General features: G+C 64.2%; 22 protein-coding genes. 5 read left to right on the forward strand and 17 right to left on the reverse strand.

What is annotated here, in order from left to right; genetic code table 11:
- Positions 1 to 141: 141 nt before the first annotated feature.
- The 6 genes from pyrF to pyrR all read right to left on the reverse strand — a co-directional run bounded on the left by pyrF (position 142) and on the right by pyrR (position 8,541).
- Positions 142 to 975 carry an orotidine-5'-phosphate decarboxylase gene (gene pyrF, locus GBB14_RS00905; protein WP_151528690.1) on the reverse strand — a complete coding sequence of 278 codons (834 nt, stop codon included), beginning with the start codon at positions 973 to 975 and terminating at the stop codon, positions 142 to 144.
- Entirely contained in the window at positions 976 to 4,314 is a 3,339-nt protein-coding gene (gene carB / locus GBB14_RS00910; protein ID WP_151528689.1) for a carbamoyl-phosphate synthase large subunit, read from the reverse strand.
- Between the two features lie 32 nt (positions 4,315 to 4,346).
- The gene (gene carA / locus GBB14_RS00915) at positions 4,347 to 5,534 is read right to left on the reverse strand and encodes a glutamine-hydrolyzing carbamoyl-phosphate synthase small subunit (protein WP_151528688.1); all 1,188 of its coding nucleotides are present in this window, start codon (positions 5,532 to 5,534) and stop codon (positions 4,347 to 4,349) included.
- Positions 5,535 to 5,587: 53 nt separating this feature from the next.
- Positions 5,588 to 6,919, reverse strand: a complete 1,332-nt coding sequence (locus tag GBB14_RS00920; protein ID WP_151528687.1) for a dihydroorotase — start codon at positions 6,917 to 6,919, stop codon at positions 5,588 to 5,590.
- Between the two features lie 19 nt (positions 6,920 to 6,938).
- Positions 6,939 to 7,880, reverse strand: coding sequence for an aspartate carbamoyltransferase catalytic subunit (locus GBB14_RS00925; RefSeq protein ID WP_151528686.1), 942 nt, complete (start codon positions 7,878 to 7,880; stop codon positions 6,939 to 6,941).
- 76 nt (positions 7,881 to 7,956) lie between these two features.
- On the reverse strand, positions 7,957 to 8,541 hold the full coding sequence (gene pyrR / locus GBB14_RS00930) for a bifunctional pyr operon transcriptional regulator/uracil phosphoribosyltransferase PyrR (RefSeq protein WP_151528685.1): 585 nt from the start codon (positions 8,539 to 8,541) through the stop codon (positions 7,957 to 7,959).
- A gap of 306 nt (positions 8,542 to 8,847) precedes the next feature.
- Here pyrR and GBB14_RS00935 point away from each other — a divergent pair, with 306 nt between their 5' ends.
- Genes GBB14_RS00935 through GBB14_RS00955 form a run of 5 tightly spaced genes read left to right on the forward strand, consistent with a single transcriptional unit; the run spans position 8,848 to position 12,223 of the window.
- Complete coding sequence (locus GBB14_RS00935; protein ID WP_151528684.1) at positions 8,848 to 10,221, forward strand: TIGR01777 family oxidoreductase; 1,374 nt, start codon at positions 8,848 to 8,850, stop codon at positions 10,219 to 10,221.
- A 53-nt stretch (positions 10,222 to 10,274) separates the two neighbouring features.
- Positions 10,275 to 10,805, forward strand: a complete 531-nt coding sequence (locus GBB14_RS00940) for a YbjN domain-containing protein (RefSeq protein ID WP_151528683.1) — start codon at positions 10,275 to 10,277, stop codon at positions 10,803 to 10,805.
- Between the two features lie 11 nt (positions 10,806 to 10,816).
- Positions 10,817 to 11,221, forward strand: coding sequence for a YbjN domain-containing protein (locus tag GBB14_RS00945; RefSeq protein ID WP_151528682.1), 405 nt, complete (start codon positions 10,817 to 10,819; stop codon positions 11,219 to 11,221).
- 10 nt (positions 11,222 to 11,231) lie between these two features.
- The gene (locus GBB14_RS00950) at positions 11,232 to 11,735 is read left to right on the forward strand and encodes a hypothetical protein (RefSeq protein WP_151528681.1); all 504 of its coding nucleotides are present in this window, start codon (positions 11,232 to 11,234) and stop codon (positions 11,733 to 11,735) included.
- Positions 11,732 to 12,223, forward strand: coding sequence for a hypothetical protein (locus GBB14_RS00955; RefSeq protein ID WP_151528680.1), 492 nt, complete (start codon positions 11,732 to 11,734; stop codon positions 12,221 to 12,223). Before GBB14_RS00950 ends, GBB14_RS00955 begins: the two co-directional genes overlap by 4 nt.
- Before the next feature lie 112 nt (positions 12,224 to 12,335).
- On the opposite strand, the gene nusB is transcribed toward GBB14_RS00955, so the two are convergent.
- From nusB to ruvX, 11 genes are all read right to left on the reverse strand, one after another.
- Positions 12,336 to 12,959, reverse strand: coding sequence for a transcription antitermination factor NusB (nusB, locus tag GBB14_RS00960; protein WP_151528679.1), 624 nt, complete (start codon positions 12,957 to 12,959; stop codon positions 12,336 to 12,338).
- An 85-nt stretch (positions 12,960 to 13,044) separates the two neighbouring features.
- Entirely contained in the window at positions 13,045 to 13,608 is a 564-nt protein-coding gene (gene efp / locus GBB14_RS00965; RefSeq protein WP_151528678.1) for an elongation factor P, read from the reverse strand.
- A gap of 114 nt (positions 13,609 to 13,722) precedes the next feature.
- Positions 13,723 to 14,814, reverse strand: a complete 1,092-nt coding sequence (locus GBB14_RS00970) for an aminopeptidase P family protein (RefSeq protein WP_151528677.1) — start codon at positions 14,812 to 14,814, stop codon at positions 13,723 to 13,725.
- 54 nt (positions 14,815 to 14,868) lie between these two features.
- Positions 14,869 to 15,306 (reverse strand): type II 3-dehydroquinate dehydratase, encoded by a 438-nt coding sequence (aroQ, locus tag GBB14_RS00975; protein WP_151528676.1) that lies wholly within the window; start codon positions 15,304 to 15,306, stop codon positions 14,869 to 14,871.
- Positions 15,294 to 16,376 (reverse strand): 3-dehydroquinate synthase, encoded by a 1,083-nt coding sequence (aroB, locus tag GBB14_RS00980; RefSeq protein WP_151528675.1) that lies wholly within the window; start codon positions 16,374 to 16,376, stop codon positions 15,294 to 15,296. The genes aroQ and aroB overlap by 13 nt, the downstream gene beginning before the upstream one ends.
- Positions 16,377 to 16,397: 21 nt before the next feature.
- Complete coding sequence (locus GBB14_RS00985; protein WP_151528674.1) at positions 16,398 to 16,928, reverse strand: shikimate kinase; 531 nt, start codon at positions 16,926 to 16,928, stop codon at positions 16,398 to 16,400.
- 6 nt (positions 16,929 to 16,934) lie between these two features.
- Complete coding sequence (gene aroC / locus GBB14_RS00990; protein ID WP_151528673.1) at positions 16,935 to 18,137, reverse strand: chorismate synthase; 1,203 nt, start codon at positions 18,135 to 18,137, stop codon at positions 16,935 to 16,937.
- A gap of 65 nt (positions 18,138 to 18,202) precedes the next feature.
- The gene (locus tag GBB14_RS00995; protein ID WP_192796075.1) at positions 18,203 to 18,664 is read right to left on the reverse strand and encodes a prepilin peptidase; all 462 of its coding nucleotides are present in this window, start codon (positions 18,662 to 18,664) and stop codon (positions 18,203 to 18,205) included.
- Between the two features lie 67 nt (positions 18,665 to 18,731).
- A complete protein-coding gene (locus tag GBB14_RS01000; protein ID WP_151528671.1) occupies positions 18,732 to 19,580 on the reverse strand; it encodes a shikimate dehydrogenase in 849 nt (282 codons plus the stop codon).
- A gap of 210 nt (positions 19,581 to 19,790) precedes the next feature.
- A complete protein-coding gene (mltG, locus tag GBB14_RS01005; RefSeq protein WP_151528864.1) occupies positions 19,791 to 20,990 on the reverse strand; it encodes an endolytic transglycosylase MltG in 1,200 nt (399 codons plus the stop codon).
- Positions 20,991 to 21,051: 61 nt separating this feature from the next.
- On the reverse strand, positions 21,052 to 21,570 hold the full coding sequence (ruvX, locus tag GBB14_RS01010) for a Holliday junction resolvase RuvX (RefSeq protein ID WP_151528670.1): 519 nt from the start codon (positions 21,568 to 21,570) through the stop codon (positions 21,052 to 21,054).
- Positions 21,571 to 21,814 lie beyond the last annotated feature (244 nt).

Consider the following 21,814-nt stretch of genomic DNA (forward strand, 5'->3'; position numbering starts at 1 on the left):
TGGGCTATCTGGTGGAAACCGCCTCGACACAACGTGTGCGCCGAGCGGAATACTTGAAGCTCGCATCAGTCTAGCACTACTTGGACAAAAGCCAAGGTGACAGGCCGCGGGCTTGTCGCGCACTCTCTCCCGATAACGCTTCTAGCTGGGGATTCCCGGAAATTGGCCGGCTAAGTCTGAAACGGCCTTTTCTAGCGCTTTCACGCTTGCACCGGCCTGCAATACCCCACGAGAGACGTTGGGAAATGCCATGTGTGTCATTCCCTGTGCGAGCTTATCGACGTCGTCCGCGCCGGCTCCTTGGGCGCCTACCCCAGGCATCAAGATGGGGCCATTGAGCGCCGCGAGATCGAGGGCGTCGCGCAGCGTTGCCCCTACGACTACGCCGACGTTGCCGGGGCTGCCGGCGGCTGCTCGCGCCGCATTGCAGGCGGCAGCCTCATCGACGATGTGCTGGGCGACACACAGGCCGCCCTGCTTCACCACCCGCTGGATGCTCTGCCCCTCCGGGTTGGAGGTGGCGGCGAGCACGAATAGCCCCTTGCCCTGCTCCGCATAGTCTAGGGCCGGCGCGAGGGCACCGAAGCCCAGGTAGGGAGAGACCGTGAGGGCGTCCACCTCCAGCGGGGAGCCAGGGCGCAGCCAAGCATCCGCGTAGGCGGCCATGGTGGAGCCGATATCGCCGCGCTTGGCATCGGCTACCACCAAGGTGCCGGCCTGCCGCAGCGAATTGATGGTCTCCTCGAGCACGGTGTAGCCGGCGGCACCATAGGCTTCGAAGAAGGCCACTTGCGGCTTCACCAAGGCTACAGAGCCCGCGAAGGCGCGCACACAGGTGGAGCTAAATTTACGCAGCCCTTCGATGCTGCGAGGCAGCCCCCAGGCGTCGAGCAGCGCCGGGTGGGGGTCAATGCCCACACAGAGCCGGCCATGCTCGAGGGAGGCCTGGTGGAGCTGGGATCCGAAGTCGCTCACTTACTCCCCCGCCTTAGCTGCGATGTTTTCGTGATTGAGCTCCTGCAGCGGCAGGATGCTCAGCTCATTGTCCCGCATCGCCTCGATGCCCTGCACAGCGGCGGTCACGCCCTGCACGGTGGTCACCAGCGGCACCCCAGCGCTCACGGCGGCGGCGCGAATATCGTAGCCATCGTGGCGGGCACCGGCGGAGCCTGCGGGTGTGTTGAGGATGAGATCCACCTCGCCGGCGGCGATCTTGTCCACGATGGACAGCTCCTCGCTGCCTTCGCGTACCTGGCTGGCCTTGGCCACCACTTCGCATTCGACGCCATTGCGGCGCAGCATATCGGCGGTGCCCTTGGTGGCCATCATCTTAAATCCGAGCTTGGCCAGCTGCTGGATCGGGAAGTTGAGGGTGCGCTTATCGCGGTTGGCGACAGAGACGAACACGGTGCCGGAGGTGGGCAGCGCGCCGAAGGCGGCATCCTCGGCCTTGGCATAGGCAGCGCCGAAGCTATCGGCCAGGCCCATCACCTCACCGGTGGATTTCATCTCTGGGCTGAGAAGCGAGTCCAGCATGGAGCCGTCGGGGCGGCGGAAGCGAGTAAACGGTAGCACGGCTTCTTTCACCGCGATCGGGGCATCCATGGGCAGCGAGCCGCCGTCGTGGGTGGTGGGGATGAGCTTTTCTTCCTTCAGCTCGGCGATGCTGGCGCCCATCATGATGCGAGCGGCAGCCTTCGCCAGCGGCACCCCGGTGGCCTTCGAGACGAAGGGCACGGTACGGGAGGCACGCGGGTTGGCCTCGATGATGTAGAGGGTGTCGTCTTTCAGCGCGTACTGGACGTTCATCAGGCCCTTGACTCCGATGCCGTGGGCGAGAGCCACGGTGGACTGGCGGACCTTCTCGATGTCCTCGGCGCCGAGCGTCATCGGTGGCAAGGCACAGGAGCTATCGCCGGAGTGGATACCGGCTTCCTCGATATGCTCCATCACTCCGCCGAGGTAGACCTCCTCGCCATCGCAGAGGGCGTCCACATCGATCTCGATGGCGTTATCCAAGAAGCGATCCACCAGCACCGGATGCTCATTAGAGAGCTCGGTGGCGCGGTTGATATAGTCCTCGAGGGTTTGCTCGTCGTAGACGATCTCCATGCCGCGCCCGCCCAGCACATAGCTCGGGCGCACCAGCACGGGGTAGCCGATGCGGGCGGCGACGTCGCGGGCTTCGGCGAAGGAGGTGGCGGTACCGAACTCGGGTGCCGGCAAACCAGCCTTGGCCAACACCTCGCCGAACTCGCCGCGATCCTCGGCCAAATCGATGGCCTCGGGCGTGGTGCCCACCACGGGCACCCCGGCGTTGCGCAGCTTCTCGGCCAGGCCCAGCGGGGTTTGGCCGCCGAGCTGCACAATCACCCCGGCCACGGTACCGGACTGACACTCGGCGTGGTAGACCTCCATGACGTCTTCGAAGGTCAGCGGCTCGAAGTAGAGACGATCGGCGGTGTCGTAGTCGGTGGAGACCGTCTCGGGGTTGCAGTTGACCATGATGGTCTCATAGCCCACCCGCGAGAGCTCCAGCGCGGCGTGCACGCAGGAGTAGTCGAACTCGATGCCCTGGCCGATGCGGTTCGGGCCCGAGCCGAGAATGATCACCTTCTCCTTCTCGGTCTGCGGGCTCACCTCGGATTCCGCCGCAGCATCGAATTCATAGGCCGAGTAGTAATACGGGGTCTTGGCTTCGAACTCAGCCGCGCAGGTGTCCACGGTCTTAAACACCGGGCGAATACCCAGCGACCAGCGCAGCGAGCGCACGCCGGTCTCGCCGGCGAACTCTGGGCGCAGGGCCGCGATCTGCTTATCGGAAAGGCCATAGTATTTCGCCAGGCGCAGCAGCTGCTCGGTGAGCACGGGGGCGTCGATAAGCTGCTGGCGCAGCTCTACTAGGTGCTGGATCTCGGCGAGGAACCAGGGATCGATGCCGGAGGCCTCGTGGACCTCGGCGATGGTCTTGCCGCCGCGCAGGGCCTGCTCTACCTCGTACATCCGGCCGGCCACGGGGCGCTTGAGGGACTCCAGGGCGGCGTCGGCGTCGGCACAACGATCGGGCGCGGTCCAGAAACCGGTGTCCTTATTCTCCAGCGAGCGCATCACCTTATTGGTGGCCGCAGCGTAGTTGCGGCCCAGGCTCATGGCCTCCCCCACCGACTTCATGGTGGTGGTGAGCGTGTCATCGGCGCCGGGGAACTTCTCAAAGGCAAAGCGCGGAGCCTTGACCACCACATAGTCCAGCGTGGGCTCGAAGGCGGCCGGGGTTTCGCCGGTGATGTCGTTGGTGATCTCGTCCAAGGTATAGCCGATGGCCAGCATGGCGGCGATCTTCGCGATCGGGAAGCCAGTGGCCTTCGAGGCCAGCGCCGAGGAGCGGGAGACGCGCGGGTTCATCTCGATGGTGATGATGCGGCCATCGGTGGGGTTGATGGCGAACTGGATATTACAGCCGCCGGTGTCCACGCCCACCTCGCGGATAATCGCGATGCCCTGATCGCGCATCTTCTGGAACTCGCGGTCGGTCAGCGTCAAGGCCGGCGCCACGGTCACGGAGTCGCCGGTGTGCACGCCGAGGGCGTCGACGTTTTCGATGGAGCAAATGACCACCACGTTGTCATCGCCATCGCGCATGAGCTCCAGCTCATATTCTTTCCAGCCGAGGATGGATTCCTCGATGAGCACATTGGCCTCTGGAGACGCGGCCAAGCCGCCGCCGGCGATACGCTCGAGGTCATCATTGTCGAAGGCCAAGCCGGAGCCGAGGCCACCCATGGTGAAGGAGGGGCGCACCACCACGGGCAGGCCCAACTCGGCGACGGTCTCGTGCACTTCGTCCATGTTGTGGCAGACGCGCGACCGCGCGGACTCGCCGCCGATCTTGGCCACGATGTCTTTGAACTTCTGGCGGTCCTCGCCGCGCTGAATGGCGGGGATATCGGCGCCGATGAGCTCCACATCGTATTTTTCTAGGCTGCCGCGTCGATCCAGTGCGATCGCGGCGTTGAGGGCGGTCTGGCCGCCGAGGGTCGCCAGCACGGCATCGATGGGATGGCCTTCGGCGATCTCTTTCTCAAAGATCTTCTCGATGTAATCGGGGTGGATCGGCTCCACGTAGGTGTGATCGGCGAACTCCGGATCGGTCATGATCGTCGCTGGGTTGGAGTTGATGAGGGTCACCCGCATCCCCTCCTGCTTGAGCACGCGGCACGCCTGGGTGCCGGAGTAGTCGAACTCGCAGGCCTGGCCGATCACAATGGGGCCGGATCCAATAACCAGGACGTGATTGATGTCAGTGCGCTTGGGCATTGTCTGTATTCCTCTTTCTCTTCCTGGTGTGCTTAGTTCTGGCCGTCGCCGGAGCCGGATTTTTTCGCCGCGATGTCCGCAAGAACCAGCTCCACGAATTGATCGAAGAGTGGGTTGGCATCATTCGGGCCGGCGGCAGCCTCGGGGTGGTACTGCACCGAGAAGGCCCGCCCATTCTTCAGCGCCACGCCTTCGACCACGCCATCGTTGAGGCAGGTATGCGTCACCAGCGCGGGGCCATAGGGGGTAGCAAACTCCTGGCCTTGTTCACCTTCGAGGGCGAAGCCGTGGTTTTGGGCGGTGATTTCGATGTGGCCCTGCACGTGGTTTTTCACGGGGATATTCACGCCGCGGTGGCCAAACTTGAGCTTGTAGGTGTTCATGCCGAAGGCCCGGCCCAGGATCTGGTTGCCGAAGCAGATGCCGAAGATCGGTAGATCCTTGTCCAGGAACTGCTGCACGATGCTCACCATCTCATCTGCGGTGGCCGGATCGCCCGGGCCATTGGAGATGAACACGCCATCGGGCTGGAACTCCATGGCCTTCTCACAGGGGTAATTGGCCGGCACCAGCACGGTGCGCATGCCGCGCGCAAGTAGGTTGCGCGGGGTATTGGACTTAATGCCCATGTCATAGGCCACCACGGTGGCGCGGACCTCGCCCTCGGGCTCGAGGACCTGCGGCACAGCAATGGAGACATCGGCCGAGAGATTCGCGCCCTCCATATCTTCTTGGGCCTGCACGCGGCGCACCAGCTCCTCGGTATCGAGCAGGGCGTCCTCGCCGGTGAACACGCCCGCCTTGATGGAACCGTAGTTGCGCAGGTGGCGCACGATGGCGCGGGTATCTACATGCTTAATGCCCACTAGGCCTTGGGAGATCATCTCCTCCTCGAGGCTGCGGCGGGCCCGCCAATTAGAGACGGTGTGGGAGAGATCGCGAATAATCAGACCGGCGATCCAGATCTTGTCCTCGCGGGACTCATTATCCTCGTCGTTCCAGCCGGTGTTACCGATCTGCGGGGCGGTCATCACCACCATCTGCTTGTGGTAGCTGGGATCGGTCATCGTCTCCTGATAACCGGTCATGGCGGTGGTAAAGACGGCCTCGCCGAAGGCGTTGCCGTCCGCGCCGAAAGCGAGCCCGCGGTAGGTGTTGCCGTCGGCGAGCACGAGCACTGCGGGCCGCGTGGTGGCCGAGTGGGTGGTCTCAGTAGTCACTGTGTGAGGGCCTTTCCATGAAGTTTTTTTGGGGTGTGGGAGTGTGCTGTGGCTTAGCGACGCTGATAGGTCACGGTGCCGCGCAGGATGGTGTGGGTGACCTGGGCGTTGAAGTCCATGCCCTCATAGGGGGTGTTATTGGCCTTGGAGTCCATCTCCTCGCCGCGGGCGGTCCACGGGCTGTGCGGATCCACCACCGTGAGGTTGGCGGGCTCGCCGACGGCGATGGGCCGGCCGTGGCCGGGCAGGCGCACGATCTCGGCGGGCTTTTCGCTCATCACCTTGGCCACGAAGCGCCAATCGGCCAGCCCGGATTCCACGAAGATCTGGTGCACGATGGCCAGCGAGGTCTCAAGGCCCAGCATGCCGTTTTTGGCCTCAGAAAATTCGCAGCACTTCTCCTCGGAGCCGTGCGGTGCGTGGTCGGTGGCCACGCAGTCGATGGTGCCGTCGAGCAGCGCATCGCGCAGCTTCTCGGTATCGGACTTCTCACGCAGCGGCGGATTCACTCGGTCGCGGCCATCGAAATTGTGCAGGCGAGCGTCGTGAAGCAATAAATGGTGGGGTGTGACCTCGGCGGTGAGCGGAATGCCGCAGTCCTTGGCCCAGCGCACGAGCGTGACTGTGCCAGCGGTGGAGGCGTGGCAGATATGCATGCGGGCGCCATAATCGCGGGTCATGATCGCATCACGCGCCACAATCGACTCCTCCGCCACGCGCGGCCAGCCGCGCAGGCCGAGCCGGGCAGCCATCTCGCCCTCGTGGGCCACTGCCCCTTCGGTCAGGCGGGCATCTTCGCAGTGCTGGGCGAGCAGCACGTTCTGGCCTTTGGCGTATTCCAGGGCGCGCCGCATCACCTGCGGATTATTCACGCACACGCCGTCATCGGAGAACATGCGCACCTTGGCTGCGGAGTTGGCCATCATGCCGAACTCGGTGAGCGTCTCGCCCTTCAGCCCCTTGGTAATCGAGCCCACGGGGTGAACATCGCAGAGACCCACCTGCTGGCCTTTAAACCAAACGGACTCGGCGATCACCGGCTGATCCGTCACCGGCTGGGTATTGGCCATGGTGAACACGGCGGTAAACCCGCCCTTGGCAGCGGCCGCGGAGCCGGTGGCGATGGTCTCAGTGTCCTCGCGACCGGGCTCGCGCAGGTGCACGTGAATGTCCACCAGCCCGGGCAACAGCACCGCCCCGGCGGCGTCGATGGTGCGATCGGCCGCAGTATCGGCGGCGGCGTCGAGGCTGTCGATCACGCCATCGCGAATCAACAGGTGGCGCGGCTCGCCCTCGCCATAGGGACGGGCGTTGAGAATGAGGAGGGTTCCCTCGGCAACAGGCGCGAGTTCCCCAGTGGCAGGATATGTGGTCTCAGTCGTCATTAATTTTCTCCTTTGGGACTTACTCGCGCGGACTGCCCTGGCCACAGAGCAGGGTAAAGAGCACGGCCATGCGCACGTGCACACCATTGGATACCTGTTGCAGCACGGCGGTTTGCGGGGCGTCGGCAACATAGTCGTTGATTTCCATGCCGCGCAGCATCGGCCCAGGGTGCATCACGATGGCCTCGTCCTTCAGCTGCGCCAGGCGGGCCTTGCTCATCCCGTACAGGGTGGCGTATTCGCGATGCGAGGGGAAGAACCCGCCGTTCATGCGCTCTTGTTGCACGCGCAGCATCATCACCACATCCTGGTCGGCGAGCACCGGGTCCATCTCATAGGAGACGGTCACCGGCCAGTTCTCCACGCCGAAGGGCAGTAGCGTGGGCGGGGCGACGAGGGTGACCTCGGCGCCCAAGGTGGTGAGCAGATCCACATTGGAGCGCACCACCCGCGAGTGCAGGCAGTCGCCCACAATCGCAATCTTCTTGCCTTCGATGCGGCCCAGGCGCTGGCGCATGGTCACCGCATCCAGCAGGGCCTGGGTGGGGTGCTGGTGAGCGCCATCGCCGGCGTTGATCACGCTCGGCCCCTCCCCCTGCGGGGCCACCCAGCGGGCCAGCTGCTCGGCCGCGCCCGAGGCGGGGTGCCGGATGATGATGGCATCCGCCCCCACCGCACTCAAGGTCAAGCCGGTGTCCTTGAGCGATTCGCCCTTCTTCACCGAGGACGAGGAGGCGGAAATATTGATCACGTCCGCGCTCATCCACTTGCCGGCGGTCTCGAAGGAGGAGCGGGTGCGGGTGGAGTTTTCGTAGAAGAGGGTGAAAATGGTGCGGCCGCGGAGTGTCGGCAGCTTCTTGATCTCGCGGTGAGACAGCAGTTCTAGGAACTTATCCGCCTCATCCATGATGGTCAGGATCTCGTCTTTGCTGAGGTCCTCGATGGAAAGCAGGTGTTTCATTAGCCTCTAGCTCACTAGGTTCTCGACAGCACGTGCAGGCCGTGGCGGCGTTCGCAGCTGCCGCGGCTGGCGCGCGCTACTCGCGGGTGGTGGCGGATTCGCCGGGATGATTCGTACGGGAGATCTCCACGGCATCCTCGCCGTCGATCTCTGCAAGCAATACGCTCACGCCCTCGCTGACGGCCGTGGGCAGGTTTTTGCCCACATAGTCCGCGCGGATAGGCAGCTCACGGTGGCCGCGATCCACCAGCACCGCGAGCTGCACGCAGTGCGGGCGGCCGATATCGCGGAGCGCGTCGAGGGCGGCGCGAATGGTGCGACCGGAATAGAGCACATCATCGACCAGCACCACGGTGATGTCATCGATGCCGGTATCAGGAATGGTGGTGGGCTTGAGCGCGCGGTGCGCACGGTGGCGCAAATCATCGCGGTACAAGGTGATATCGAGGGTGCCGACACTCACGGCCACGCCCGAGAATTCTTCAATCTTCGCCGCCAGGCGCTGGGCCAGCGGCACTCCCCCCGAAGGAATACCCATCAGACACACCTCGGGGTGCGCTGATTCCTTCGCAGCATCAAGTGCTGTTTTTTCAATAATCTGGTGCGCGATGCGCGCAATTGTGCGTCCGACATCGTCGGCGCTCATTAATTGCGTTGCCATCGTGACCTCCTTCCCCGCCTCTCTGTGCGGTCCGTTAAAGGATGCCCTCAGACACCGAGACTGCAGTCGCTATGCAGCCACTGAATCCTATGAACTTTATCGTTTTCTTAGCTTAGCACTCGCCTTGGCACGCCACTAGGAAATGACCTCCACCCCTCACCCCACCCGCGGGGCTATCGCTTATCGACGCTCACCTGCCCCGCGTCCCACACCAGGCGAGAGCTGAATCTCATGGCAGTGTCCGGCTGTCTCCGTATAATCGACACTCATACACTTGCCGCCGCTTTGAGGAGGTCACCAACCCACGTGGGTATTTCAACCGAGCACATTCTTCCCTTCCCCCGCTCAGAAGTCTGGCAGTGGCACACCCGCCCTGGTGCGGTGGTGCGACTGACCCCGCCTTTCGTACCCATGACCCCTGTGAAGCAGGCTAGCTCGCTGGCCACCGGAACCACCGAGTTTTCCCTGCCAGCAGGCCTGAAATGGGTGGCCAAGCACGATCTCGCCGGCTACCACGAGGGACGCCAATTTACCGATGTGTGTATCAACGCCCCCATGCGGGCGCTCTCGCAGTGGCGCCACATACACGCCTTCGCCGACAGCCCGGCCGGCACCCGTATCACTGATACCGTGCACACCCGGCTTCCGGGGAGTTTCCTCGAGGCCACCTTCGCCTATCGGCAGCACCAGCTGCTGGAGGATCTCACCCGTATAGCGGAGTTCCAGGCGCTCGACGGTGCCCCCACCGAGCCGCTCACCATTGCGCTCACCGGTGCCGGCGGATTCGTGGGCACCCATCTCGCCGCCCAGCTGCGCACCGCTGGACACACCGTGATCGAGCTCAAACGCGGCTCGGATCTGACACCCGGCCAGCGCCGCTGGCATACGACCCTGCCCGATGAGGATCTCCTCGATGGTGTGGATGTGCTCATCCACCTTGCCGGCGAGTCCATCGCCGGCCGCATGAGCGAGTCCCACCGCGATAAGATCCGCCACTCCCGCGTCGCCCCCACCCGCCGTCTCGCGGAAGTGGTGGCCACATCGGAGACCTGCCACGCCATGATCGTCGCCTCCGCGGTGGGCTTCTACGGCCCCGACCGTGGCGATGAGCTGCTGGATGAGTCCGCCGAGCGCGGCGAGGGCTTTTTGGCCGATGTGGTCGCTGAATGGGAGGAGGCCTGCGCTCCGGCCCGCGAGGCCGGAAAGCGCGTGGTGAATCTTCGCACCGGGCTGGTCATGGGCGCCGGCGGCGGCATGCTGCCTGGGTTGCGCGCCGCCTTCGGCGCGGGTCTGGCCCCACAGGTGGGTACTGAGGGCGGCTATCTGCCTTGGGTGAGCATCGATGATCTCACCTCCATGTATTACCGCGCTGCCGTTGATCCGCAGATGTCCGGCCCCTTCAACGCCACCGGCCCGCAGCCGGTGCGCTCCGAGGAATTTGGCGAGACCCTCCAGGGCGCGATGCACCGCAGGTTCGTGGTGCCGATTCCGGCGGTTGCCCCCAAGCTGATGATGGGCCCCATCGCCTCCGAGGAGCTGCTCATGACCTCGCAGAACGCGGTGCCCACCAAGTTTGAGAAGCTGGGCCACCGTTTCACCCACCCTACGCTCGCGGCGACCTTCGCCCACGAGCTTGGCGGCGAGACGCTTTTCGACGCCACCTCCGGCGACGATTCCTAACCCTTGTCCGCATCTCAACCTATCCCCCATCACCTTCTTTAAGGAGTGAATCAGTGGATTCAGCCGACACCGCTGCCGACGAGCAGCTACTCATGCCCCTCACTATCGAGCGGGTGGCCGCCGTGCTACGCGAACAGGACCTCGAGTTCGACGCCATCGAGGGCGCTATTCGCACCGGCTTCTATGACGCCGCCATCGGCATCGTGGTACACGAGGGCACCCTGCTGCTCGACGCCCGCTGGCGCGGCGAGCCGAGCCCCGATCAGGGCAATGATCTGCTCCAAGCCGCCCATGAGTGGAACGTGCTGGAGATCAAACCCACCATGTATGTCGGGGCCGCCTCCGGCAGCGAGGACGGTGTGGAAGTGCACCTGCAGCGGGCCTTGCCGGCGCTGAATAAAGCCGGCGGCTACACCCATAACCAGCTGGGGCTATTTGTGGTCTCCTTCTTCACCGCCACGGCCACCGCCTGCGACTATCTGGCCAACTCCTTCCCCGATCTGGTCACCTGGGAGCGCCCCGAGGCGGAGTCCGCCCCCGCGGCCGATGCGCCCGCCACCACCTCCGAGAACGACAACGCTTAAAGGATCACGCCGTGCCTGAACTCAACGCAGTCACCTATGCCCGCGTCAAGGACGCCCTGGCCAGTGTCGATGTGGAGCTGGAAGACATCGACTTCCCCGATGTGGGTCACGCCCGCCTCAATAACATCGATACCTTCATCGCCGTGCTGGACAATCAGTCCGTGATCGTGCGCGCCGAATATCCTCTCGAGTCCCTCGAGGGCCCGTGGTTTGCCGCCTGCAACCACTTCAATGCCCGGTTGCACGGGGTCAAAGCGGTAGTCGCCACCTCCGGCGATACCCACGGCCTGCGCACCGAGTCCGAGTTCCCTGTCTCTGCCTATATGAGCGATGCGCAGCTGCAGGAGTCGCTGGAGATCCGCATCGATCTGGTTCTTGCCGGCATGAAGGCCCTGCAGGATCTCGGGAAAAAGTAAGTTCACTATCGTGGCGCGCCGCTCCCATCCCGCAGCACTACGCATCTTCGAGGCTGTTCATGCCTGGTTGCGTAGTGTGCGCCTGCCGGTGAGGTTCGGCCATGAGTCCTTTCTCGTCACCACCGACCATGCGGCGGTGGAAATCACCTACGATCCCTACCGCGATGCCCTGGCGGTGCACGGTATGTGGCCCAAGGAGGCCACCGTCGATACCCTCGAGCGCTTGACGAACTTCGTGGACTTTTGGAACGTCAACCGCATCCAGCCCATCGGCTATATGCTCACCGGCGAGGACGCCTCCCTCGGTGTGGGCTGTGTGGTGCATCTTCCCGATGCCTCCCAGTGCAGTGCGGAAGAATTGGGCGATGCTGTGGATCACTACCTGGCGATGGTGGACATCTTCTTCATCGAAATGGAGCACTTCTTGCCCGATGTGTGTGGTACCACCGTGGATCACCACCCCTATATGCTGCGGCTGCCCACCATGCCGATTATCGAAAGCCCGCCCCGATGAGCGTTCACTATCTCCATCTCGTGGAGGCGGTCTCCGCCCACGCCCGCATCATCGATCGGCGCCGCGGAATACGGTTCTGCTTTCCCGATCATCCCTTGGTCTTTCACGCCCATCTGCGCGCCCCGGCGGTGATGTTCATTTCCGCGAGCGAAGCCTTGCGGGAGTCCTATACCGCCGAGCAGCGCCACGACGCCGTCCTCGCCGCCAATGGCTACCACCAGGAGGGCCATCACGCGAAGCTCGGAATAGCCCAGTTCGGCCAGTCCGAGGCGCTCACCGCCATGGGCACCGCATCGACCTTCCTCGTGGACTCGCTCACCACCGCCCGCCTGGAGCGGCATGTTTTACGCTGCTGCTACGACATTGCCGACGCGCTGCACTGGCTGAGTACCACCCTCGATACCCCCACCATCGTTCCCGCCCCTAACCCCGAGTGGTTACCCCGCACACTCAACGGGCCGTGGACGGAGCCGGATACACGCGCCTAGAACCGGGCCAACACAGACAACAACCGCCGAGAACTCTGCTACTACGCAGTGGAGTTCTCGGCGGTATTCGGTATTCGAGAAGAGGAGGAACCTCAGCGACCAGTGCGAGTGCTTAGCGCTCCTGTTCCTGCTCAGCCACTACGGCGGCATCGCTCTCAGCCGGGATGTCCGCACCGTCCAGCGGCGCCTGCTCATCGTCGACCGTGACGGGCACGGGGCCTTCGAGGGTCTCGTTAGCCTCGTCGAGGGTGTCCTCATCTGCGGCGTCTTCCACGGGCTGAAGTTCCTCGGCCTTGATGTCCTCGAGGTTCTTCGCCATCGCGTCGAGCACGGCATTGATATAGGGCGAGGCCACGGGGGTGGAGTATTCGCTGCCGAGCTCTACCCCTTCCACCACGGCGGTGCGGCGCGGCACATCCGGGTTGAAGAGCAGCTCCCAGCCAGAGACGCGCAGGATGGCGCGGTCGACGGCAGGCAGGCGATCGAGTTCCCACTCGGCGGCGAGGAAGCGCTCGATAACCTCATCGATGCGATCGAGCTCGACCGCCACACCCTCGACGATCTCGCGGGTATAGGGCTTGATGGGAGCCACCCCGGCATTCTGGTCCTGGGAGAGCGTCGCGCGCTCCTCCACCAAGGCCACGGGATCGATATCGCGGGCCTCTGCCTCGAAGAGGATATCGACGGCGCGGCGACGCGCCTTATACCGAGTTCCCCGCCGCTTGAAGTCAGTCACAGTCTCCTCAGAACTTCCTGATAGTAAAAACAATGCGCACGCCGCGCGGCACTTGTCCGCGAGACGTGCATGTGCAGTGTGGTGCTTAGTTGTTCACGCGGGACAGGTACTCGCCGGTGCGGGTATCGACCTTCACCACGTTGCCGGTCTCAAGGAACAGCGGCACCTGGATCTCGGCGCCGGTCTCGAGGGTGGCGGGCTTGGTGCCGCCGGTGGAGCGGTCGCCCTGCAGGCCCGGATCGGTGTGCTCCACCTTCAGCTCCACGGCCACGGGCAGATCGGCGAAGAGAGCCTCGCCCTCGTGGAAGGAGACCTGCACGGGCATGTTCTCCAGCAGGAAGCGGGCGGAGTCGCCGATCAGGTGCGGCTCCAGCTCGACCTGCTCGAAGGTCTTATCGTCCATGAACACGTAGGCGGTGCCGTCGTTGTACAGGTAGGTCATGTCGCGGCGATCCACCAGCGCGGTCTCCACCTTCACGCCGGCGTTGAAGGTCTTGTCTACGGTCTTGCCGGAGACAACGTCCTTCAGCTTGGTGCGCACGAATGCGGGCCCCTTGCCCGGCTTGACGTGCTGGAACTCGATAATCTGCTGCAGCTTGTTATCAATCTTCAGCACAAGACCATTCTTGAAATCGGCGGTAGTTGCCACGTGTTTAGCTCCTTCGGGCCCGCGCCCAACGACGTCGGCTGCGGGAAAGGTTTCCCCGCCGCCGCGCGGCGCGAGCACTCAACAATATGAAAGCGTGTACTTGACCAAACCAGACTACACCACGGTGAGCTGCTTGCTCACCTTGGTAATAATCTCGGGCTGGCCGTCGGTGATGATGAGGGTGTCCTCGATACGCACGCCCCCCTTGCCGGGAACGTAAATGCCCGGCTCGATGGTCAGCGTCATGTCCTTCTCCAGCACGTGGGTGCTGGTCTGGGCGGCAGCGGGGGCCTCATGCACGTCGAGGCCAACACCGTGGCCGGTGGAGTGCACAAAGTACTCGCCATATCCGGCTTCCTCGATGACCTCGCGGCAGGCGCGGTCGATATCGACCAGCTTCGCCCCAGGTCGCGAGGCCTCCACGCCGGCGAGCTGGGCCTTGAGCACCACCTCGTAGATCTCGCGGGCGAAGTCGCTGGCCTCGCCGATGATGATGGTGCGGGTCATATCCGAGTTAAAGCCGCGATCGTGGGCGCCGAAGTCGATGGTGACGATATCGCCGTGCTCGAGCACCCTATCGCCGGCGCCGTGGTGCGGCTTCGCCGAGTTCGGGCCGGAGGCCACGATGGTATCGAAGGACACCCGCTCGGAGCCGAGCATGCGCATCCGGTACTCCAGATCCGCGGCGACCTGCCGCTCGGTGCGGCCCGCGGCCACCTCGCCGGCGGCGAGCATGTCCAGATAGGCCTGGGAGGCCAGCGCCGCGACGTCGCGCAGCCGCTGCTTTTCCACATCGTCCTTGATTAGGCGCAGCTTCTCGATGATGCCGCTGACCGGAACCAAGGTGACGTCCTCCGGGCAGGCCTTCTCCAGGGCCTCCAGCTCAGAGACGGTGACATAGTCGGCCTCATAGCCCACGCGGCGATGCCCTTCCACCCGCTTGAGCAGCCCAGTGGCGCAGCGACGCTCCAACACAGCCTCAATATCCGGGACTTCTTCCGCGATCTGAGTGGTGTAGCGGCCATCCGTGGCGATGCTGGCGGTGAGATCCTTATTCACCAGCAGTGCCGCATTGGATCCGGAGAACCCGGAGAGATAGCGCACGTGGGTGAGATGGGTGACCAGCATGACATCGACGCGCTGGCTGTTCAGCTCGGCAGACAGTGCGCGGCGGCGGGTGAGGAATCGGGTATCGCTCAAAGACATCTATTCAGGGCCCCTCTCGGCTCAAATCGTGGGTGGTTTGGATCTAGCTCAACTCTAGGTGATGCGCTCCGCTAGGTACTCGAGGGCGAGTTCATAGCCTTTCACCCCGAGGCCGGCGATCACCCCGAGCGCGATCGGGCTGAGATAGGAATGGTGGCGGAAAGGCTCGCGGGCGTGCACATTCGAAATGTGCACCTCGACGAAGCCGTGGCCATCAGCGATCTCGGCGAGGGCATCGCGCAGCGCCACCGAGGTGTGGGTGAACCCGCCGGGGTTGATGATGACTGCGGCGCCCTGATCGGCGGCGTCATGCACCCAATCGATGAGCTGGCCCTCGTGATTGGATTGGCGGCACTCCACCGCGAGGCCCAGCTGCTGGGCGCGGCTGGCGAGCCGCTGCTCGACGTCGTCAAGCGTCGTGCTGCCATAGACCTCGGGCTGGCGTTTGCCGAGACGGTTGAGGTTCGGACCGTTGAGAATTAGGACGTCCATGCCACCACCTGCTCATAGGCCTGGCGCAGCTGCTCGTCGGTGGTGTCCTCTAGCCGGGTGGTCTCCCCCACCCCGGTGAGGCCAACAAAGCGAATGGAGCCGCCGCGGTTCTTTTTATCCTTGCGCATGCCGGCGAGCAGCTGCTCAAAGCTGGCACCGTTGTAGCCGGTGGGCAGGCCCACGCTGGAGATGATCGCGCGGTGGCGCTCCACCTCGGCCGCGGAGAGCTCGCCGCGAATCTGCGAGAGCGCGGCAACATACATCATGCCCACCGCCACCGCATTGCCGTGCCGCCAGCGGAACTGCTCATTGAGTTCCACGGCGTGGCCGAAGGTGTGGCCATAATTGAGGATTTCGCGCAGATTCGATTCCTTCAGATCGGCCGCGACGACGGCGGCTTTGACCGCCACAGAGCGAGCAATCAACTCCGGCAGATGCCCGGTGGGGTCCACGCAGGCGGCCGGATCGGACTCGTAGAGGGCGAGAATCTCCGGATCGCGGATGAACCCGGTTTTGATGATCTCCGCGGACCCGGCGATGATCTCCTCCCGCGGCAGGGTCGCGAGGCAGTCGAGATCAATGAAGACCCCGAAGGGCTCGTGGAAGGCGCCCACGAGGTTTTTCCCGGCCGCGGTATTGATGCCGGTTTTGCCGCCGACAGCGGCGTCCACCATGGCCAGCAGCGTGGTGGGGCAATGAATCACCTTGATTCCACGCATCCACGAGGCGGCGATGAAACCAGCGGCGTCGGTACAAGCACCACCGCCCACAGAGACCACCACATCGCGGCGGGAGAATTCGAGCCTGCCCAGCTCGTCCCACATGCGCCCCGCCTCGGCGAGGGTTTTGCCGGATTCCGCATCGGCCAGCTCCAGGGGATGGACCTCCATGCCGGCGGAGCTGAGGGCGGCGCCGATCCGCGCCGCGATGTGCTCCACGGAATGCTGATGGATGATCGCCACCTTGCGGACGTCTGCGGCGCTGCTCACCAGCTCGCTCAGCGCCGGCGCGATACCGTGATCGATGACGACCTCATAGGGAGAGGCGCCGTTAACGGGGATGGAACGCATGATTGTCCTTGCTACGGGGTATTAGACGCTGGGCTCGGGTTCGCAGACGGTCTCGAGATAGGCGAGCACATCGGCAACCACCCGCTGTGGGCTGCGCTCATTGGAGCGAACGCGGAAGGTGGCCACATCCTTGTAGTAGCCGATGCGCTCGTTGTAGAGCTGCTGATAGCGCTCGCGCGGATTCTCGGACTGCAGAATGGGCCGCGAGGAATCCTGGGCGGTGCGGCGCAGTCCCTCCTCCACGGAGATATCGATCCACACCACGGAGTGATGATCGAGTGCGGCGCGCACGGAGTCAGTGACCACTGCCCCGCCGCCGAGGGAGACAATGGCGTCCTGATCGAGGGCTTCCGCGACCACCTCTGCCTCGAGGGCGCGGAACTTCTGCTCACCGAGGCGGGAGAATACCTCGCCGCACGGCTCGCCTTCGCGCTCCTCGATCATCTGATCAGTATCCACAAGGGGGATGTTCAGCGCCCGCGATAGGCGGCGACCAATGGTGGATTTCCCCGCACCCGGCAGGCCAACGAGAACAACTCGAGGGGTTCCCATGTGTTTTTAGAACTCCAATCGCTTAGCAACGCTTTCGGTATAAGTATCGACATTTCGCTTAGTCTCGGCAAGCGAATCACCGCCGAATTTCGCCAGCACAGCGCGGGCGAGGACGAGAGCAACCATCGCTTCGGCCACCACTCCGGCGGCGGGGACGGCGCACACATCGGAGCGCTGGTGGATGGCGGTGGCAGCATCGCCAGAAGCCATATCCACGGTCTGCAGGGCCCGCGGCACCGTCGAGATCGGCTTCATCGCGGCCCGCACGATCAGCGGCTGACCATTGGTCATGCCGCCCTCGAGGCCACCAGCTCGGTTGGACAGCCGGTCCACACCATCGGCGGTGCGGACCATTTCATCGTGGGCTTGGGAGCCGGGGCGCACGGCCTCGAGGAAGCCATCGCCGATCTCCACGCCCTTGATGGCCTGGATGCCCATGATCGCCCCCGCCAATTGGGCGTCGAGGCGATCCTCGCCGGAGGTATAGGAGCCCAAACCGATGGGCAGGCCATTAACCACGACTTCCACCACGCCGCCGAGGGTGTCGCCGGACTTTTTCGCCTTGTCGATATGCGCGATCATGGACTCCTCGGCGGCCTTATTGGCGGCGCGTACCGGCGAGGCGTCGATGTCCTCGAGCTGCTCGAAGCTGGGGGTGGGGCCGTCATAGGGCTCGGATTCGCCGATCGAGATCACATGGGAAAACACTTCCACTCCGATGGTCTCGCGCAGGAAGTTACGCGCCAGCACGCCGAGGGCCACTCGGGCTGCGGTTTCGCGGGCGGAGGCGCGCTCCAACACGGGGCGGGCCTCGTCGAATCCGTACTTGATCATGCCGGAAAAATCGGCGTGGCCGGGCCGGGGCCGGGTGAGCTTGGCACCGCGGCCGGAGGACATCGCCTTCTGCACCTCAGGGTCGTTTTCATCCAATGGCGAGGCGGACATGATGGTGGTCCACTTAGGCCACTCGGTATTGCCGATCATGATGGCGATCGGCGCACCCATCGTTCTGCCGTGGCGCACCCCAGTGAGCAGGGACAGCTCATCGGCTTCGAACTTCATGCGGGCGCCGCGGCCATAACCGAGGCGACGCCGAGCGAGATGCGCCGAGATCTCCTCCAAGGTGATCGGCACGCCCGCAGGCAGGTGTTCCATGGTGGCGATTAGGGCTTGACCGTGGGATTCCCCAGCTGTAGTCCATCGAAGCATGCCCCATATTCTTGCACGCCGCGGCTGGATACACGCACATCTACCCCCGTTTAATTTCGCCGCCCTTAAACCTCGGCGCACAGCAGCGCGGCCATGAGCGTCGCCGACACCATCCCCGGCCCGTGCGGGACGCGGCCGCGCGCTGCTGCCGCGGGCAGGAGCTGACGGTGCTGGAGGGCGGCGTCGATAAGCGTTAATAACGCGGCACCGGCGATCACCCACGGCAGCACCAGCGCCCCCTGAGCTGCGGCGATAATGCCTAGAGAGACGGCGAGTTTGACGTCTCCGCCGCCGATACCCCAGCCCCGCCACCACGCGAGCCCATAACTGGCGCCCCAGAGCAGCCCTCCCCACCACGCGGCGGGAAAGAGCACAAGCGCCATGAGAATGGCCGGCAGGGTGAGCGCGTTGGGCAGGCGGGCGTGAACGCGATCCCAGCCGGCGGCAAGAATGAGCAGCACGCAGATGGCACTCAGCAGCAGCTGCTGCACACTGCCGCCGGGTGCGGCGCAGGTAATTGTGAACACATACTCCCCCTCGATATGTGCTGAGATATCCGACCTGTTCCCCGTGCTGGCACGGGGAACAGAACACTTAAGCGGCGCCGGCGATCTCGGTGGCCGATACCCCGGTGGCTTCGGCGAGCGCGGCCACCATGGAGTCCTTGGGTGCGGCCACGCCGGTGAATTGTTCGAATTGGCTCAAGGCCTGGAAGGCGAGCATGCTCAGCCCGCCAACGCATGCCAGGCCGCGTTGTCTCCCCACCGCGACGAGCGGGGTGGGCCAGGGATCGTAGATGACATCGAAGACAGGCGCGTGGGCGATATGTTCTTCCTTGCCCTGAACCACAGCGGCGGGCACCGTAGAGATCACCACGGCACTGCGGCGGCAGGCCTCGGCAATCGCTGCCGTATCCTCCCAGGACAACCAGCGCAGCGGCGCCTCGCAGAGCGAGCGCAGCTCCTCGGTCTTATCGCTGCGGTTAATCACGGTGATCTCCGCGGCACCGAGCTGGCCGGCCGCATAGATGGCGGGACGGGCAGTACCGCCACCGCCAATGACCACCACGGGCTGAGCGGCCAGCTCCACGCCGAGCACCCCGAGCCCGCCGTAGATACCTTCCACATCGGTATTATCGGCGCGCCAGCCATTCTCGCAGCGCACGAGCGTATTGGCCGAGCCGATGGCGCGGGCGCGCGGGCTGCGTTCCACAGCGTGGGCAGCGGCCTCGAACTTGCAGGGCATCGTCACCGAAAAACCGGCGATCTCTGGGTCTGCGGCGGCCTCGGCCATGACCGTGGCCATCTCCTCGGCGGAGGTGTCGCGGCGGCCATAGCTCCACTGGCTCAGACCAGAGGCTTGGTAGCCGGCGTTGTGCAAGACTGGGGAGAGGGAATGGGCGATCGGGGATCCTAAAACTGCGGCGCGTGGCATGTCTGCCATTGTCTCGCCTCACTCGGGTACTGTCCACACACCGCGGCGAGGTGGGGGCGGCGCGGGGGATGCGCGCCGACGCACACGCGGACATGCAGACATGCACAAACGCCCGCCTCCGTTACGTGGGAGGCGGGCGCTGTGTGCGCCCAAGGCGGGCGTCAAGCGTGCCTGGGGCGTGCAGCCCCGTGCGGAGCTATCGTCCTAGAGCCCTTTTGTTTAGGGAGCCTCCGGTGCCGGCGGCTCCGGCGCTGCTGGGGGCTCGGGCTCTTCACGGCCGCTGTCGAGCACGCCGTTTTGGATGGCGCGCTGGGTATCGGCCTGGTGCTGGTCAAAGTTGTCGTTGAACACGGTGGTGCCGTCCTTATCCACCGTCACGAAGAATAGCCAATTGCCCTCGGCCGGATTCTCCATGGCGCGCAGCGCCTCCTCAGAGGGGGCCGCGATGGGAGTCTCGGGCAGACCCTCCTTGGCATAGGTATTCCACGGGGTGACGCGGGAACGGTCCTTATCGGTGGTAGCCACTTCCACCTCGGGCAGGCCATAGTTCACGGTGGAGTCGAACTCCAGGCGCATCGGCTTATCGAGGCGGTTGAGAATGACGCGGGCCACCTTGTCGAAGTCACCGGCCGGGGCCTCACGCTCAACCAGGGATGCGGCGATGAGCAGCTCATAGGGGCTCAGTCCAACGGCCTGGGCACGGGCGACGATATCGGTGTCGTTATAGATCTTGGTGGAGCGGGTCACCAGATCCTTCAGCACGGCAGTGGCATCGGCCTTGGGGTCGATCACATAGGTGCCGGGGGCGATGAGCCCCTCAAGACGCTTCGGATCCGCGCCGCGGGCGCGCACCGGCTCGAGCGCCCACGCGGGCACGCCGAGCTCTTCGAGGTTCGCGTTGGCGGCCGCCTTTTCCAGCTCGGGTAGCGGGATGCACTCCCCTGCCGCGTCCTCGCAGCTGATGCGGGAGATCTCGGAAAGAATACCGGGCCGGACTTCGCCACTGACGGCACGCACATCCATCAGGGTCTGGCCGCCGGGCACCTGCAGCGCCTCGGCCTTATTGGCGGGATCCACCAGCGCCGCCACGGCCGCCTCGGCGCTCATCTCGCCCTGCAGACGGTAGAAGCCGGGCTGAATGCTGGCGGCATCGGGGTTCGCGCCGGCCGCCCGCTGGAAGGCACCATTGGACTTCACGATGCCGCGCTCGACCAACTCCCCTCCCAGCTCGGAGACGGACTCGCCCTCGTTGATCTGCACGAGCTCGATCTCGCCATTGCCCTCGCCGGAGTAGTCGGCGAGGCTCGGTGGATTTGCGCGCATCACGGCGATGTAGATGACGGAGCCGATGATAAGCAGCAGAGAGGCAACCAAAATAGCCACACCGCGCTGGCGCCTTTTGACATACACCGGTTCCATGCGCCTACCGCGCCGGGCTTGAGGACGTTGAGCCATAACTTATTTGAGCCTCTCAGATTCTTTACTCCTCGCCCTCGCGGCAGAGGCGGTTGTTCCGCGCGTCCAGCCACGATTGCAAGATTTCCACTGCAGCTGCCTGATCAATCACGTCTCGGCTCGTGCGGCTAGAGCGCCCCGCCGCGTGCATCGCTTGGGTGGCCACGACGGTGGTGAGGCGCTCATCGGCGAAACGCACGGGGATGCTGTGCCCCGCGCGACTCAGCCGCCGGTTAATCCGGAACGCAATTTCTTTGGCATGCTTGACTGACTTGGAGCCATGTCCCTTGAGATCGCGCGGCAAACCGACCACGACCTCCACTACCTGACCGTCTTCGATGATCTCGATCAGACGGTCAATATCCGCTAGGTCTCTGCCCCCGAACCCCGTCTGGCGCTGCACAGTTTCCACCGGCATAGCCAGCGAGGCGCCACGATCCGACATGGCGAGACCAATACGCGCCGTCCCGACGTCGATACCGAGCCGTCGACCCACTCCGGGATCATCAACCCCAGGCTCATCGGGTACTGGTTTATTGGCCATTCGCATCTTTCTATCTTCACAACGGGCATTGAGCACATAGCTACACCTACAATGTAGCGATTCGTAACCGTTTAGTGATAAATATTCCGGCGTGTGTTGCCCAGTAATATGGCTTTTCGACGCCCACCTCCCCCACACCACCCACAATGATTCAAGTATCAGGCCTTGACTAATGGGCGTCTCGGGAGCGGCGAGCCGCGTCGATTCAGCGCAGATTTATTTCTTATGGCAAACGAAACACCCA

This window comes from Corynebacterium sp. 51B, assembly GCF_008930785.1.
GTDB lineage: Bacteria > Actinomycetota > Actinomycetes > Mycobacteriales > Mycobacteriaceae > Corynebacterium > Corynebacterium megadyptis.

Bases quoted from the DNA above. Each gene is read 5' to 3' on its own strand.
- GBB14_RS00955 (WP_151528680.1), top strand. From the start codon at position 11,732: ATGAGCGTTCACTATCTCCATCTCGTGGAGGCGGTCTCCGCCCACGCC.
- GBB14_RS00985 (WP_151528674.1), bottom strand. From the start codon at position 16,928: ATGGGAACCCCTCGAGTTGTTCTCGTTGGCCTGCCGGGTGCGGGGAAA.
- ruvX (WP_151528670.1), bottom strand. From the start codon at position 21,570: ATGGCCAATAAACCAGTACCCGATGAGCCTGGGGTTGATGATCCCGGA.
- mltG (WP_151528864.1), bottom strand. From the start codon at position 20,990: ATGGAACCGGTGTATGTCAAAAGGCGCCAGCGCGGTGTGGCTATTTTG.
- aroQ (WP_151528676.1), bottom strand. From the start codon at position 15,306: ATGGACGTCCTAATTCTCAACGGTCCGAACCTCAACCGTCTCGGCAAA.
- aroC (WP_151528673.1), bottom strand. From the start codon at position 18,137: ATGCTTCGATGGACTACAGCTGGGGAATCCCACGGTCAAGCCCTAATC.
- GBB14_RS00920 (WP_151528687.1), bottom strand. From the start codon at position 6,919: ATGACGACTGAGACCACATATCCTGCCACTGGGGAACTCGCGCCTGTT.
- carB (WP_151528689.1), bottom strand. From the start codon at position 4,314: ATGCCCAAGCGCACTGACATCAATCACGTCCTGGTTATTGGATCCGGC.
- aroB (WP_151528675.1), bottom strand. From the start codon at position 16,376: ATGCGTTCCATCCCCGTTAACGGCGCCTCTCCCTATGAGGTCGTCATC.
- GBB14_RS00925 (WP_151528686.1), bottom strand. From the start codon at position 7,880: ATGAAACACCTGCTTTCCATCGAGGACCTCAGCAAAGACGAGATCCTG.
- GBB14_RS00970 (WP_151528677.1), bottom strand. From the start codon at position 14,814: ATGTCTTTGAGCGATACCCGATTCCTCACCCGCCGCCGCGCACTGTCT.
- pyrR (WP_151528685.1), bottom strand. From the start codon at position 8,541: ATGGCAACGCAATTAATGAGCGCCGACGATGTCGGACGCACAATTGCG.
- GBB14_RS01000 (WP_151528671.1), bottom strand. From the start codon at position 19,580: ATGGCAGACATGCCACGCGCCGCAGTTTTAGGATCCCCGATCGCCCAT.